The following is a 15,196-nucleotide window of genomic DNA, read 5'->3' on the forward strand; positions in this document are numbered from 1 at the left end:
TCAGACCCGGCGGGCCTCCGCCGGCCGGCGCCATGGGGGAGCGTCCGTGGTTGACTCGCTGTCGGATCTCGTCACCACTCTGATCAACGCGATCAAGGCACTCGGCAGCGACCGGGACGAGCGGCAACTGAACAAGATGGCCGCGGCGTGCACGAAGCTCGCCGCGGACCTCGGCGCCGTGGGCAAGCAGATCGACCCGGTGATCCTCGCAGGTCATGGCACCTGGACCGGCGCGGCGGCGACGCGCTACCAGCAGATGGCCACCACCTACTTCAGCCAGTCGGAACGCGCCGACGTGGTCAAGAACCTCGGCCACGTGACCGAGGTCCTCGGCATGGCCAAGCAGGCGAGCCACGAGACCAAGCGGGCGCTGGTCGAACTGCTCAAGTCCATCGGCGAGGCGATCGCGGCCAGCGCGGTCATCTCGGTGGCCTTCGGAGCGATGGGCAAGTACGCCGCCTGGGCCGCCCGCGAGCAGATGGCCGCGAAGGCCGGCACCTACGCCGTGTCCATCATGACGCGGCTGGTGTGGAACCTGCAGAAGCTCGCGAAGCCCATACAGCTGATCGCCAGGTTCCTGGGCAAGGGCAGGACGTCCACGACCCTGGCCTCCCGGCCGGCGCTGGCCCTCAAGCGGAACAACCTTCGCGACCTGCTGGTCAACATGGGCAACGGCCGGCTCGTCAAAGGAATGACGCTGGCAGGGTCGGAGGGCATGTCGTTCGGCGCGACGAGCCTCGCGGCCATGAAGAACTTCTGGAAAGTCTTCGGCATGTCCTACACGGGCAACTACGTGACCACCGGCCTCGGCCGGATGATGAACGGCCAGTCGTTCATCACGCCGTTCGGCCTCGGTTACGCCCAGATGAACAAGGCCTCCTGGGTCGCGGGCGCCCTGCCGTTCAGCTCCACGGTCTGGACCGGTCTGGCGGCCAGGCACCCCGTGCGGATGAACTTCATGGCCGGTTTCACAGCCGGCTCGATCCCCTCGATCATGAACGACCGACTGGAGGGCAAGCCCTGGAGCGAGGTCGCCCAGAACTACGCCAAGTTCGGCCTGGTGTCCGGCGTTTTCAATGCCTCCATGGGCGGGTTGTTCGGCAAGGTCGGCATCAGGGACCCCAAGATGGTCATGGGACTCGGCTCGTTCTTCGGCCTCATCCCCGGCACCGCGCTGCGCGGTCTCCCCGAGCCGATCGGCACCCCGCTCGCCCCGGTCCCCGAGCCGCTGCGGATCAACGAGGATGCCAGAACGCTCCGCAATGCCGGCTCGATCCCCGACGACGCCCTCGCGCCCAAGCGCGCCGAGCCGCCGGCCCAGCCGGCGCCGACCCAGCCGGCGCCGGTCCAGCGTCGGGCGGGCGAGAACTCGCTGTGGGACATCGCGGAGCAGGTGTACGGCGACGGCACCCGCTGGCGGGACATCTACGAGGCCAACCGCCAGCTCATCGGACCGGATCCGACGAAGATCCAGCCCGACATGACCTTCACGATCCCCCGGAAGTAGACCACGCGCCCCCGTCACGTGACGACCCCGCGGCCGGAGGTCCGGCCACGGGGTCGTCGTACGCTCTCCTACCGTTCGCCCATGTCCCTGAGGATCAGGTCGAGGCGGGCCTCCTGCTCGTCCATGGCGCGATTGAAACGGTGGGCGATCTCGCCGAGTTGCTCGACGATCTCCTCGGGCGTGCGCGGCGACTGCCCGGCGGCCTCGCGCATCACCTGCTCGCGCCGCAGCGCGCTGTCGTCCTGGGCGCGCCGTACGGCCAGCGTGATCTCTTCGCCGAGGTCTCTGCTGCCCAGTTCCATGGCGCCGGGGGCGACCACGACCTCGAGGATCCGCCCCTCGGCGTCGCTGCGCGCCCGGATCCTGCCGTTCGCGCTCTCCCCCTCGCCGTTGATCCCCTCGAACTCGCTGCGCATGACCTCCAGGCGGAGCCGTGCCTGCTCCGCCTGCTCCACGACCCGATCCAGGTCACCCAGCCGGAAGTCACCGGAACCGGCGGCGAACATGATTCTCCTCCACCACGGACTCGCCGGGGTTGTCGGCCGCATCATAGTTGATCTTGCTCTGTCCCAGGGTCAGCCCCGCGTTGGCCACGTTCGTCCGCAGGTTGCTCACCCATGCGCTGGTGGAGGCGTAGAACTCCTGGTACTGCTTCGCCAGTTCGTCCGACCCCTGCGGCACCAGCCCGAAGCACGACGGCGTGGGCCCGGCGTCCATCATGAACGCCTCCAGCGGGGCAGCCAGCAGATCGCTCGACTCCGCGGCCGTCTTCGCTCCCACGCTCAACTCGCCAGAGGCATATTCGTAACCGATCTCACCAGCCACAACAACCCCCTTGTTAACACCCGTTTACGCCGATCATACGAAATATTCGCACCTATGTCATCGATGGTCCGCGGGCACAAACCGGGACGATGTTCCTATTCGGGGCGCTCGTGCCTGATGACCTCGACGAGCCTGCGTCTGCGCGGATCGACCAGCAGCCGGACCGAGTCGCCGGTCGTGACCCGCCGGTGGAAGTCCTCCCCCACCTGGTAGGACACGGCCGCCTCGACGCCGTCCTCGTCCACCGCGGCGTAGTACTCGGTGACCGTTCTGTGCTCACCCGCGTGCCGGTCGTGCGTCCACAGCGACACGACCCGCCCGGCCACCTCGGCACGGCGGGGCAGGACGCGGTTGCGGCGCAGGCCGCGCACCGTTTCCGCGGCGCCGAGGAGGCCGGCCAGCAGGAACAGCGCCCCGATCACCCTGGCCCCCCAGTGGTCGAGCCACTGGACCCCGGCGCCCACTCCCAGGGCGACGACCGCGCCCAGCCCGGCGGCCCAGGGCGAGTCGGGCGACGGCGTCCTGTCGACCTCGACCCGGCGCCACCGCCCGTTCCGCGCCGACCACGTCTCCGCCTCACGCGCCCGGCCGAGCTCCGCCGCCGCCTCCGCCGTGCGCCGGTCCCCCACCGGCTCCACCGCGTCCGACGCGGCGAGGGCGCGCCCGGCCGGGGTGATCCGGTACCGGGGGATCCCCCTGCCGATCCCCCACGAGGCGGCCAGCAACGCCACGAACCCGCCCACTTCGAAGATCCCCCAGTCCACCAGGCCGAGCGACAGGGACCCGGGCACGAGCAACGTCACGGCCAGCAGCACGGGCACGGCTCTCGTACGCCATCGCGGCCCGGCGAGGCCGAGTTCCCCGGCGCTTCGCCGGACGAGCCCGGTGAACTCGCGCCGCAGGTCCGCGGCCCCCGGCACGACCGCCCCGAGCGGCGCGTCACCGGCGCCGGCCATCCTCGCCGCCACCTGGCGCAGCACGTACCGCTCGTGCTCCCACAGGCTCTCCGCCGGCGGCTCCCCCGGCAGGGCCACCCGGGCCCGGTCCACGTCGAGCCATCCGCGCCCGCCCAGGTCGAGCACGGTCGCGACGTACTGCGCGCGGGCCGGCCGCCCCCTGACCAGCCCGAGCACCGCCGCGGGCACCGGAACCCCGGACACCCGCACCGGCGGGACCCACCGCCCGCTCACCGCGAACGCCACCCGACAGGCGGCGAACCACACGCCCCAGGCTCCTGCCACCCAGACCAGATCCACCCTGTGGTGATAACACGCCCGCCCGGCCCCTGCCCACCCTCACCGCCTCGGATCCGGCCTTGACTCCGGGTGTTACCGATAGTTGAATGTCTCTAATTTAAAGGAAACCTTCCTAATAGATCCTTCGGTCGAGGAGGTGTTCACCCCGTCCCACCTCGTACGACACGCATCACCCCCTCGCAGAAAGCGACACCCCCCATGAAGCGTGAAGTCTCCCGGCGTTCCCGGCTCTGGACGGCCCTGGGCGCCCTTGTGATGGCGGTGCCGTTCGCCGTGATGGGCGGCTCCCCCGCCCACGCGGCCACCGGTCAGATCACCGGCTACGGCGGCAAGTGCGTCGACGTCGCCGCCGCGAACAGCGCCAACGGCACCCAGGTGCAGCTCTACACCTGCAACGGCTCCTCCGCCCAGCAGTGGACGACCGGCGCCGACGGCACCATCCGCGCGCTCGGCAAGTGCCTCGACGTGGCCGCGGCGAGCAACGCCAACGGCACGAAGGTGCAGATCTACGACTGCAACGGCAGCGCCGCGCAGACCTGGACCGCCGCCCCCGACGGCACCCTGCGCGCCCTCGGCAAGTGCCTGGACGCCACCGGCCCGAGTTCCGCGGACGGCACCCCGCTCCAGCTGTGGGACTGCTTCGCGGGCGCCAACCAGCGGTGGACCCTGCCGACCGGCGGAGGCGGCAACCCGCCCGCCCCCGGGAAGATGGCCGGCGCGCCGTACCTCTACATGGGCTGGGGCAGCCCGCCCAGCGCCACCTCGGTGATGAGCGCCACCGGTGTGCGGTCGTTCACCATGGCGTTCATCCTGTCCGGCGGCGGCTGCACGCCGAGGTGGGACGGCTCCAGGCCGCTGACCGGCGGCACCGACGCGCAGACGATCTCCGCGATCAAGGCGGCGGGCGGCAGCGTCCAGGTGTCCTTCGGCGGCTGGTCGGGCAACAAGCTCGGCCCCAACTGCGCCACCCCGGCCGCCTACGCCGCGGCGGTCCAGCAGGTCATCAACGCGGTCGGCCCGGCGGTGGTCGACTTCGACATCGAGAACAGCGACGAGTTCACCAACTACACGGTCCAGGACCGCATCCTCAACGGTTTGAAGATCGTCAAGCAGAACAACCCCGGCGTCAAGGTGGTCGTCACCTTCGGCACCGGGATCAACGGTCCCGACGCCGCGGGCATCCGGCTCATCAACCGGTCGCGTGAACTCGCCGTCCCGATCGACAACTACACGATCATGCCGTTCAACTTCGGCGGCTCCAACATCTACCAGAACACCGTCAGCGCCGCCGAGGGCCTGAAGAACGCCCTGAAGTCCGCCTTCGGGTGGAACGACGCCACGGCCTACGCCCATATGGGCATCTCCGGCATGAACGGCCTGTCCGACCAGCGCGAGACGACCACCACCGCGGCCTGGACCCAGATCCGCGACTGGGCCAGGGCCAGGGGCCTCACCCGCCTCGCCTTCTGGTCCGTCAACCGTGACCGCCCCTGCCCCGGCGGCACCCTCCAGGACACCTGCAGCGGCGTCCCCCAGAACAACTGGGACTTCACCCGCATCACCGCGGGCTTCTGACCGCAAGCGGCCTGCCCCGGCGCGGTCTTCCGCGGCCGGGGCAGGCAGGTGCGCCGGTGGTCAGCGGCCCAGTGGGCGGTGCGGGCCGGGGCCGAGGCCCGTCCCGCCGAGGTCCGCCCGGCGTCCCGCGGCGGCGCCGTCCTGGTAACCGGTCCCGCTCGACCGTGGCCTGGACATCCGCACCTTGGGGTACTCCCGGCGGAACGCCTCCGTGACCAGTCCCTCCCGGCGCGCCAGGACCAGCTCCGTGCCCCTCTCGCCCGAAGGCGTGACCTTCGCCTCGGCTTCCGCGTGCCGCTCGGCGGTCTGCACGCGCTCGGCCGCCGCGCTGACGAACCCGAGCAGCCACGACCTGCGCCAGGCGCGAGGGGACGTCGTTCCAGGTGGCACGACGGCGCGGGCGAGACCGGTGGCCATCTGCAGCAGCAGGGAGGTGTAGAGCAGTTCGGCGCGTTCCAGGTCGGCGGCGAAGCCGAAGAGATGCACGCCCCGCTCGTTGTTCTTCTTGCCCACGAGGACGCACTTGCAGCGCAGGGCTTCGGCTGTGAGGTAGACGAGCCCGGCCTTCTCGTCCGCCCACGGGCCCGGGACGTAGACCAGGCGTGTTCCCGGCCCGGCGCCGGGCTGGGCGTCGCCGAGCATGGCCTGTTCGATGCCGTACCTGGCCATGAGCGAGGTCGCCGCGGCGAGAAAGGTGTCGCGCTCGTGCTCGTTGTCGGTGCCCTCAGCCTTGGCGAGCAGCTTGCGCACCCGGCCGAGGACTCTCCCGCCGTGGTCGTCCGAGGTGGTCATAGTGCCTCAGAGGATAGAGGCGCCCGGTGCCCGGTGGGCGGAAGCCACCTCCAGGTCCGCGCGGGAGAAGCGCACGGTTCGCCGCGGAAACGCGATCAGCTCATCCGCACTCAGCCTCTGCCCGGCCAAGCAATTAACGATATTGCCGGGCGATTTCCGCAAATCCAGCGTTACGGCCGAGGATTTGATCAATCTTGCAGTTTTCTTCCGCCCTCAGAACAGCCGCTCAGCAGGGACGCGACGCCCCAGGTGGTCACTCATGATCGGCGGTGTCTGCACGCCGAGGTGCCGCGCGGCCGGTATGCGCTGGGGGGAGCTCTTCGGTCGCGCGGCAGGGTTTCCCTCGCCATCCGCGGGCCTAGTCCGCAGTTGCTTAAATGTAACCAGTAACACCTCGGACGACATCGGCGAATATGCCTATCATGCGGATGCATTCGCCTTCGCCCCGCCGTACGGAATGGCGGCGACGAATCCCGCGGGCGATGATCGGCATTACCGGCCGTCCGGCGAGGGCGCGAGGACGGCGGGAGGCCGGCCGGAGCGCGGATCGGCGATGAGCACAGAAGAAGCAGGGACGGACAGGAGGGGGCGTTGGGCGAGGTGCTCGCCGTGGACGAGTCGGGCGACGCGCTGGTGGCGTTCCACCCGGTCGCGGAGGAGACGCGGTTCGAGGACGCCCCGCTGCCGCTCGCGCTGGTGGCGTTGTGGCACGGCGATCGGCTGCTCCTCGTCCTCAACCGCTACCGCGCGTGCTGGGAGCTGCCGGGGGGCATGATCGACCCCGGTGAGACCCCTCGCCAGGCGGCTGTCCGGGAGCTCCGTGAGGAGACCGGGCACACGGTGGGGCACCTCGCGTTCGCGGGGTACGCGCGGTTCGCGCTGGGAGCCGAGCGGCGGGCGGAGTACGCGGCCCTCTACACCGCCGAGGCCACGCCGCAGGACGGCTTCACGCCGGACCACGAGATCGGCGCCATCTGCTGGTGGGACGGCGTGCGACCGCTCGGCGACCGCGTCCAGGTCCTGGACGTCTTCCTGGGCCGGTTGGCCCGAAGGGCAGGGCCGGGCCCCGGGCGGCGACTCGAACTGTGAAGTGAGCGGCCCCGGGGCCAAGATGTCGATCACACGATATCGCGAGGAGATCGACATGCCGGACGTCATCGTGATGGGAGCCGGGTTCACCGGCCTGACCACGGCCCTGCTGCCGGCCCGGCGAACGGCGACCTGTTGCGCGCCATGGCCGACCTCGGCGGCATGCTGGCCGGCCCCAGGGAGGGCTTCGCCAGGCCGGGCCTGCCGGAGAGGCTCACCGCGATCAGCGGCGGCCTCCCCCGCTTCCCCGCCCCCGGCCCGGACCGCGCCGGACTCCGGTCGGCGGGTGACCGTCACTCCTTGGTGATCGCCCGGCCGATGACGAGCCGCTGGATCTGGTTCGTCCCCTCGACGATCTGCAGCACCTTGGCCTCGCGCATGTACCGCTCGGCCGGGAAGTCCTCCACGTAGCCGTACCCGCCGAGGACCTGCACGGCGTCGGTGGTGACCTTCATGCACACGTCGGTGGCGAACAGCTTGGCCATCGCCGCCTTCGTCGCGTACGGCCGGCCGGCGTCGCGCAGCCGGGCGGCCTCCAGGTAGAGGGCCCGCGCGGCGGCGACCTGGGTCGCCATGTCGGCCAGCATGAAGGACAGCCCCTGGAAGTCGGCGATCCGGGAACCGAACTGGCGGCGCTCTCTCGCGTACCCGACGGCGGTGTCGAGCGCGGCCTGGGCGACGCCGACCGCGCACGCGGCGATGCCGAGCCGGCCGCCGTCCAGTGAGGCCATGGCGATGCGGAAGCCCTCCCCCTCGGCGCCGATCAGCGCGTCGTGCGGGAGCCGTACGCCGTCGAGGCGGACCTGGGCGGTCGGCGAGGAGCGCATGCCCATCTTGCGCTCGGCGGCGCCGAAGGACAGGCCGTCGAGGCCGGCGGGCACGTGCAGGCAGGAGATGCCCCGCGGGCCGTCCTCTCCGGTCCTGGCCATCAGGGTGTAGAAGTCGGCCACGCCGCCGTGGGTGATCCACGCCTTCACGCCGTCCACGGCGTAGCCGTCGCCGTCGCGGACGGCGCGGGTGCGCAGCGCCGCGGCGTCCGAGCCGGACTGCGGCTCCGACAGGCAGTAGGCGCCGAGCAGCTCCCCGCCGAGCATCGCCGGCAGCAGCGACTCACGCTGCGCGGCCGTGCCGAACGCGGCGACCGGGAAGCAGGACAGCGTGTGCACCGACAGCCCGAGCCCGACCGCCAGCCAGCTCGCCGCGAGCTCCTCCACGACGTGCAGGTAGACCTCGTAGAGCTGACCGGCTCCGCCGTGCTCCTCCGGGTAGGGCAGGCCGAGCAGCCCGGCGGCGCCGAGCGTGCGGAAGACCTCACGCGGGAACTCCCCCGCCGCCTCCTGAGCCGCCGCCCTCGGCGCGACCTCCTTCCCGGCCAGTTCCCTGACGAGGTCCAGCAGGTCGTGCGCCTCCTGCGTGGGCAGGGCACGCTCAACGGTCATCTCCGCACACTCCAGATCGCAGCAGCCTTCACCCGCATTCTTACAGCCCGTGCCGCGCCCCTGATCGCGAGGTCGGCGGTCAGACGACGACGAGCTCGCGGGGCCGGTGGTTGACCCGCTCGCCGCCGGTCTCCGTGCAGATCACGATGTCCTCGATGCGCGCGCCGTGCGCGCCCGCGAGGTAGATGCCGGGCTCGACGGAGAAGGCGAAGCCGGGGGCCAGCGGCTCGGCGTTGCCCGCGACGATGTAGGGGTCCTCGTGCGTCTCCAGGCCGATGCCGTGGCCGGTGCGGTGGAAGAAGCGCTCGCCGTGACCGGCCTCCGCGATCACCTCGCGGGCGGCGGCGTCGATCGACTCGCAGGTCGCGCCCGGCCGTACGGCGGCGCACGCGGCCTCCTGGGCCCGCCGGAGCACGTCGTAGTAGGCGGCGAACTCGGCCGGCGGCTCGCCCACGGAGTAGACGCGGGTGGAGTCGGAACAGTAACCGCTGGGCATGCGGCCGCCGATGTCGACGACGACCGGCTCGCCGGCCTGGATGACACGGTCGGACAGCTCGTGGTGCGGGCTCGCGCCGTTGGGCCCCGAGCCGACGATGACGAAGTCGACGGTCTCGTGACCGGCCGCGATGATGGCGTCGGCGATGTCCCTGCCCACCTCGCGCTCGGTGCGCCCGGCCCGCAGGAACCCGGGGACCTGCGCGTGCACCGCGTCGATCGCCGCGCCGGCCTCGCGCAGCGCCGCCGCCTCGGCGGGACTCTTGCGCATGCGCAGGTCACGCAGCACCGACCCGGCGAGCACCTGCTCGGTCCCGGGCAGCGCGTCGCGGAAGCGCAGCGAGGTCATCGCCCACATCCGGTCGGCCAGGCCCACCTTGGCCACCGGCCCGAGACGCCTGGCCACCTGCGCGTAGGGGTCGTCGGTCTCCTGCCACGGCACGAATTCCACGCCCAGCCGCGAGGCGGGCGAGTGCTCGGCGGCGGCCAGCTCCAGCCGGGGGACCATGAGGAAGGCGTCGCCCTCGGCGGGCACCACCAGGCAGGTCAGCCGCTCCAGCACGTGCGCCTCGTAGCCGGTGACGTAACGCAGGTCGGGCCCTGGGGTGAGGAGCAGGGCGCCGATGCCGGCGCGGGCGGTGGCCTCGCGCACGGCGGCCAGGCGGGTCACGGGGTACAGGTCGTCAGAACTCACCGGACCAATCTACGGCCCCGCCGCCGATCATCGCTCCCCCCGGGCGCGCGACCGCTCCCGTGGCACGGCAGGATCTACGACGCGAGCCCGAAAATCCGCGAAAACCTTTCGCAGCCGAGGCGGGGTATCGCTACACTCCGTTCAAAGCTAATCACGTTTTGTTGGGCAAATACCCCAATCCATCCGATAACCGAGAGCGAGTCCTATGGTCGGCGTCGTGGGAGGCTACCAGCCGTCCCTCCCCCCACTGAACGACCGCACCGCCGTCCCCCCGCCCCCCATGACCGCGGCGGAGATGGTGCAGCGCCTGACCCAGGGCCCCGACCGGCGACATCCCGCCGGCCGGGCCTCCGAGCTGCTCGCCCACGCGCAGCGGCTCGGCAACATGGGCTGGGCGGAGTGGGACCTGCGCACCGGCGACGCCTTCTGGTCCGACCACCTCTACGTCATCTTCGGCCGTTCCCTCCCCCAGGGCCCGATCCGGCTCACCGACCTGCCGGCCTACGTCGAGCCCGCCGACCTGCCGATCCTGGAGCGGCTGCTGTGGGACGTGCACGAGGGGCGGGACCCGGTGCACGCCGAGTTCCGGATCCGGCGCGCCGGGGAGGGCGCCGGAGCGCCGGTGAGCGAGGTCCGGTACCTGCTGGCGGTGCTGGAGCCGGTGCCGGGCGAGAGCGGGCCCGCCGCCGTGCACGGCCTGATCCAGGACATCACCGACCGGCGCGCGGCCGAGCAGATCGCGTCGGAGTCCCGGCGGCAGCTGCTGGAGGTGCGCGAGCAGGCCGCGGTGGACCGGCACGTGACGCTCGCCCTGCGCGACGCGATCCTGCCCGCCCCCGGCGCGTCGATCGAGCTGCCGCGCACCCGGGTCGCCGTGCGTTACGTGCCCGCCGAGAAGGCCGCGAGCCTGGGCGGCGACTGGTACGAGGCGGCGCCGCTGCCCGACGGGCGGGTGCTCCTCGCGATCGGCGACGTCGCCGGCCACGGCCTGCCCGCGGTCGCCCAGATGGCCCAGCTCCGGCACGCGCTGCTCGGCCTGTCCATGACCGGCCTGTCCGCCGACCGCCTGCTCGCCTGGCTCAACGACCTGGCGCGGCACCGCCTCGACGACACCACCGCCACCGCCGTGGTGGGCCACCTCGACCCGGCCACCGGCGAGTTCACCTGGGCCCAGGCCGGCCACCTGTCGCCGATCCTCATCAGGGACGGGGTCGCCGGGCAGCTGCCCGCTCCCGAGGGCGTGGTGCTCGGCGCCGGTGAGTGGCCGTACGAGCTGGCCCGGGTCACGCTGCGCGAGGACGACGTGCTGCTGCTGTTCACCGACGGGCTGGTCGAGCGGCGCCGGCGGGACCTCGGCGAGGGGCTGGCGCTGACCCTGGCGGCCACCGGCGGCCTGCGCGCCGACGACGTCGAGCGCGGCCTCGACCGCCTCCTGGAGTCGGTGGGCGGCCCCAACCCCGAAGACGACGCCTGCCTCCTCGCCGTCACCCTGCGCCACTGACCCCAGGCCACTGACCCCAGGCCACCGACCCCAGGCCACCGGCCCCGGGCTCGGCGGGTGCCGCACGGCACCGCGCGGATCTGCGAGGATGGCGGAATGCCAGGGCTGATGCTTCTCGACACCCCTTCGCTCTACTTCCGCGCCTACTACGGCGTGCCTGAGTCGATCACGGCGCCCGACGGCATGCCGGTCAACGCCGTCCGCGGCCTGATCGACATGATCGCCACGCTGGTCCGCGCCCACTCCCCCGGCGAGCTCGTCGCCTGTATGGACGCCGACTGGCGGCCCGCCTTCCGGGTCGCGGCGCTGCCGTCCTACAAGGCGCACCGGGTGGCCACCGGCGACGAGGAGGAGGTGCCCGACACCCTCGCGCCGCAGGTGCCGGTCATCGAGCAGGTGCTCGACGCGCTGGGCATCGCCCGGATCGGCGTGCCCGGCTACGAGGCCGACGACGTCATCGGCACCTGTACGGCACGCGCCGCCGGCAGGGTGGACATCGTCACCGGCGACCGCGACCTCTTCCAGCTCGTCGACGACAGCCGCCCGGTCCGCGTCCTTTACACAGTAAGGGGGATCCGGAACCTGCAGATCTTCGACGAGGCCGCGATCACCGCGAAGTACGGCATCCCGGGCCGCGCCTACGCCGACTACGCCACGCTGCGCGGCGACCCGAGCGACGGGCTGCCCGGCGTGGCCGGGATCGGCGACAAGACGGCCGCCGCGCTGGTCACCAGGTTCGGCTCGCTGGAGGCGATCCTCGCCGCGCTGGCGTCGGGCGACGCCGCGGGGTTCCCGGCGAGCGCCCGCACCAAGCTGTCGGCCGCCCTGGACTACCTGGCGGTCGCGCCCACGGTGGTCCGGGTCGCCCCCGACGCGCCGGTGCCCGGCATCGACCTCGCCCTGCCCGGCAAGCCGCGCGACCCGGAGGCCCTGGTCGCGCTCGCCGACCGCTACGGCCTGGACGGCCCGCTCAACCGCCTGCTGGACGTGCTCGCCGCGGGCCGCTGACCGGCGGCGGTCAGGTGACCGAGGTGTAGGCGACGACGCCGCGGCGGATCGCGTCCATCGCCTTGGCGGCGTTGCCCTTGACGGGGCTGCCGGGCGGGGCCGCGTCGCCGATCTGGCCGAGCAGGTCGAGCAGCTGCTTGGCCCACCGGACGAAGTCGCCCGCGGCCAGCTCCGCGCCGTTGACCCCGTCGTTCAGCACCGCGTCCAGGCTGTGGCCCTTGGTCCAGCGGAAGGCCGCCCAGGCGAAGCCGAAGTCGGGCTCCCGGACGAAGGACAGGCCGTGCTCCTCCTCGACGGCCTCCAGATCACCCCACACCCGCACCATCGCGGTGAGCGTCTGGGCGGCGGCGCCGGCCGGGATCTTCGGGCGGCGGGCCTCGTCGGCCTGCCGTGACTCGAAGACCAGCGCGGAGACGCAGGCGGCGAGCTCCGCGGGGTCCAGGGCGTCCCACAGCCCGGCCCGCAGGCATTCGGCGGTGAGCAGGTCGAGCTCGGTGTACAGCTTGGACAGCCGCCTGCCCTGCGCGGTGACGGTCTCCCCGTCGAGATAGCCGAGCTGGTCGAGCACGCCGCACACCTTGTCGAAGGTGCGGGCGATCACGTGCGAGCGGGAGTCCACCCGGCGGCGCAGGCCCTCGGTCTCGCGCAGCAGCTTGTAGTAGCGCTCGGCCCACCGGGCGTGGTCCTCGCGCTCGTCGCAGCCGTGGCAGGGGTGCCTGCGCAGCTGCCGTCGCAGCTCGTTGATCTCCTCGTCCTCCACCGCGTGGTCGCGGACCCGCGGCGGCTTGCCGAGGTCGCGGTCGCCCATCTTGGCGTGCAGCGTGGACACCAGGTTGGCCCGCTCCTTGGGCGAGCGGGAGTTGAAGTGCTTCGGCAGGCGAAGCCGTTCCACCGGCTCCACCGGCACCGGGAAGTCCGCCGCGGACAGCCGCTTGACCTGCTTGCCGATGGTGAGCACCAGCGGCGCGGGCCCGTCGCCGCCCTTGACGTTGAGCCCGGGGTCGAGCACGATCGCGATCCCCGCCCTGCGCCCGCCCGGGATCCGGATCACGTCGCCCGGCTTGAGCGCCTCCAGAGACCGCAGGGCCTGCGCCCGGCGTGCCGCGCCGCGCTGCCGGGCCAGGTCGGACTCCCGGTCCGACAGCCGCCTGCGCAGGGCGGCGTACTCGGGGAAGTCGCCCAGGTGGCAGGTCATCGCGTCCTTGTAGCCGTCCAGGGCCTCTTCGGCGCGGCGCACCTGGCGGGCGATGCCGACGACCGCCCGGTCGGCCTGGAACTGCGCGAAGGACGCCTCCAGCAGGGTCCTGGCGCGCCCCCTGCCCACCTGCCCGACCAGGTTGACCGCCATGTTGTACGACGGCCGGAAGCTGGAGCGCAGCGGGTAGGTGCGGGTGCTGGCCAGCCCGGCCACCGAGGCCGGGTCCATGCCGGGCTGCCAGATGACCACCGCGTGGCCTTCGACGTCGATGCCGCGCCGCCCGGCCCGGCCGGTGAGCTGGGTGTACTCGCCGGGGGTGAGGTCGGCGTGGGTCTCGCCGTTCCACTTGTCGAGCTTCTCGATCACCACCGACCTGGCCGGCATGTTGATGCCCAGGGCGAGCGTCTCGGTGGCGAACACCGCCTTGACCAGGCCCTGGGTGAACAGCTCCTCGACGACCTCCTTGAAGGTCGGCAGCATGCCCGCGTGGTGGGCGGCCAGGCCGCGCTCCAGGCAGTCGCGCCACTCCAGGTAGCCGAGCACGGCGAGGTCGTCGTCGGGCAGGTGGGCGGTGCGCTCGTCGACGATCTGGCGGATCTCGTGCCGTTCGCGCTCGGTGGTGAGCCGGATGCCCGCGTACAGGCACTGCATCACGGCGGCGTCGCAGCCCGCCCGGGAGAAGATGAAGGTGATCGCGGGGAGCAGTCCGGCGGTGTCGAGCCGCTCGATCACGACGGCGCGGTTGGGCGGGCGGAAGCCGCGCGGGCGGCTGTAACCGCGCCTGCCGCGGGTGGCCGACAGCCGGCCCTCGTCGCGAGCGATGCGCAGCAGGTTGGGGTTGACCCGCGGCCGGTCGCCGTCGTCGTCGGTGACGAAGAGGTCGTAGAGCCGGTTGCCGACCATCATGTGCTGCCACAGCGGCACCGGCCGGACCTCGTCGACGATGACGGTGGTGTCGCCGCGGACGTCGCCCAGCCACTCGCCGAACTCCTCGGCGTTGCTGACCGTGGCGGACAGCGCCACGAGCCGCACCGACTCGGGGAGGTGGATGATGACCTCCTCCCAGACCGCGCCGCGGAACCGGTCGGCGAGGTAGTGCACCTCGTCCATCACCACGAAGCCCAGCCCGGCGAGGGTGCCGGACCCGGCGTACAGCATGTTGCGCAGCACCTCGGTGGTCATCACCACGATCGGCGCCTCGCCGTTGACGCTGTTGTCGCCGGTGAGCAGGCCGACGTTCTTGGCGCCGTAGCGTTTGACCAGGTCGTTGTACTTCTGGTTGGACAACGCCTTGATGGGCGTGGTGTAGAAGCACTTCTGGCCCTGCTCCAGGGCCAGGTGCACGGCGAACTCCCCGACCACGGTCTTGCCCGACCCGGTCGGCGCGGCCACCAGCACGCCGTCGCCGGCCTCCAGGGCGCGGCAGGCGTCGATCTGGAACTCGTCGAGGGAGAAGTCGTAGAGCTCCCGGAACGACCTGATCGCGGGCCCGTCGTCGGTGAGGTTCTGACGGAAGGCCGCATAGCGTTCCGCTGGCGTCGTCATGATGTTCAGCCTACCGATATCGGGATTCCGGTCTGTCCGCCGTTCGCGTACGAGTTCCCGGGCGGAGTGTATGTTCCCCCGATCGGGGCTCAGGGCACCAGCACGCGCAGGGCGCCCGGCCGTACGGCGCAGCCGAGCGGGAGGGCGGCCATCCGCTCGCCGTCGGCGTAGGCGACCACGCCGGGGGCGGCGATCGTGACAGCCGTGGCGCGGCGGACGGCGACCGACGGGTGGGTCACGTGCGTGCCCCCGGTAGACGCGCGGGAAGGCGC

At 72.1% G+C, this 15,196-nt stretch carries 12 protein-coding genes; 5 read left to right on the plus strand and 7 right to left on the minus strand.

Annotation, left to right across the window (positions count from 1 at the left end):
- Positions 1-46: 46 nt before the first annotated feature.
- Positions 47-1,507, plus strand: a complete 1,461-nt coding sequence (locus tag QSK26_RS16170; protein ID WP_285775958.1) for a LysM peptidoglycan-binding domain-containing protein — start codon at positions 47-49, stop codon at positions 1,505-1,507.
- A gap of 68 nt (positions 1,508-1,575) precedes the next feature.
- Here the strand turns inward: QSK26_RS16170 and QSK26_RS16175 are convergent, their stop codons facing one another.
- The 3 genes from QSK26_RS16175 to QSK26_RS16185 all read right to left on the minus strand — a co-directional run bounded on the left by QSK26_RS16175 (position 1,576) and on the right by QSK26_RS16185 (position 3,588).
- Complete coding sequence (locus QSK26_RS16175) at positions 1,576-2,013, minus strand: YbaB/EbfC family nucleoid-associated protein (protein ID WP_285775959.1); 438 nt, start codon at positions 2,011-2,013, stop codon at positions 1,576-1,578.
- Positions 1,991-2,287: a hypothetical protein gene (locus QSK26_RS16180; protein WP_285775960.1), complete on the minus strand. Its 297-nt coding sequence runs from the start codon at positions 2,285-2,287 to the stop codon at positions 1,991-1,993. Before QSK26_RS16180 ends, QSK26_RS16175 begins: the two co-directional genes overlap by 23 nt.
- 140 nt (positions 2,288-2,427) lie before the next feature.
- Positions 2,428-3,588, minus strand: a complete 1,161-nt coding sequence (locus tag QSK26_RS16185; RefSeq protein WP_285775961.1) for a hypothetical protein — start codon at positions 3,586-3,588, stop codon at positions 2,428-2,430.
- A 198-nt stretch (positions 3,589-3,786) separates the two neighbouring features.
- Between QSK26_RS16185 and QSK26_RS16190 the strand changes: the two genes are divergently transcribed.
- Positions 3,787-5,163: a ricin-type beta-trefoil lectin domain protein gene (locus tag QSK26_RS16190; RefSeq protein ID WP_285775962.1), complete on the plus strand. Its 1,377-nt coding sequence runs from the start codon at positions 3,787-3,789 to the stop codon at positions 5,161-5,163.
- A 60-nt stretch (positions 5,164-5,223) separates the two neighbouring features.
- Here QSK26_RS16190 and QSK26_RS16195 read toward each other — a convergent pair whose 3' ends face one another.
- Entirely contained in the window at positions 5,224-5,955 is a 732-nt protein-coding gene (locus QSK26_RS16195; RefSeq protein WP_285775963.1) for a DUF2786 domain-containing protein, read from the minus strand.
- A gap of 600 nt (positions 5,956-6,555) precedes the next feature.
- Between QSK26_RS16195 and QSK26_RS16200 the strand changes: the two genes are divergently transcribed.
- Positions 6,556-7,044 (plus strand): NUDIX domain-containing protein, encoded by a 489-nt coding sequence (locus QSK26_RS16200; RefSeq protein ID WP_502888714.1) that lies wholly within the window; start codon positions 6,556-6,558, stop codon positions 7,042-7,044.
- 293 nt (positions 7,045-7,337) lie between these two features.
- Here QSK26_RS16200 and QSK26_RS16205 read toward each other — a convergent pair whose 3' ends face one another.
- Together QSK26_RS16205 and QSK26_RS16210 are read right to left on the minus strand one after the other, a co-directional pair.
- Complete coding sequence (locus QSK26_RS16205) at positions 7,338-8,483, minus strand: acyl-CoA dehydrogenase family protein (protein ID WP_285775965.1); 1,146 nt, start codon at positions 8,481-8,483, stop codon at positions 7,338-7,340.
- A 79-nt stretch (positions 8,484-8,562) separates the two neighbouring features.
- Positions 8,563-9,672, minus strand: a complete 1,110-nt coding sequence (locus QSK26_RS16210; protein ID WP_285775966.1) for a M24 family metallopeptidase — start codon at positions 9,670-9,672, stop codon at positions 8,563-8,565.
- 217 nt (positions 9,673-9,889) lie between these two features.
- Here QSK26_RS16210 and QSK26_RS16215 point away from each other — a divergent pair, with 217 nt between their 5' ends.
- Entirely contained in the window at positions 9,890-11,173 is a 1,284-nt protein-coding gene (locus QSK26_RS16215; RefSeq protein ID WP_285775967.1) for a PP2C family protein-serine/threonine phosphatase, read from the plus strand.
- A gap of 96 nt (positions 11,174-11,269) precedes the next feature.
- Positions 11,270-12,181, plus strand: coding sequence for a 5'-3' exonuclease (locus tag QSK26_RS16220; protein WP_285775968.1), 912 nt, complete (start codon positions 11,270-11,272; stop codon positions 12,179-12,181).
- Positions 12,182-12,191: 10 nt separating this feature from the next.
- On the opposite strand, the gene QSK26_RS16225 is transcribed toward QSK26_RS16220, so the two are convergent.
- Positions 12,192-14,924: a DEAD/DEAH box helicase gene (locus QSK26_RS16225; RefSeq protein ID WP_285775969.1), complete on the minus strand. Its 2,733-nt coding sequence runs from the start codon at positions 14,922-14,924 to the stop codon at positions 12,192-12,194.
- Positions 14,925-15,196 lie beyond the last annotated feature (272 nt).

Origin of the sequence: Microtetraspora sp. NBRC 13810 (assembly GCF_030268685.1) — a bacterium.
GTDB lineage: Bacteria > Actinomycetota > Actinomycetes > Streptosporangiales > Streptosporangiaceae > BSRQ01.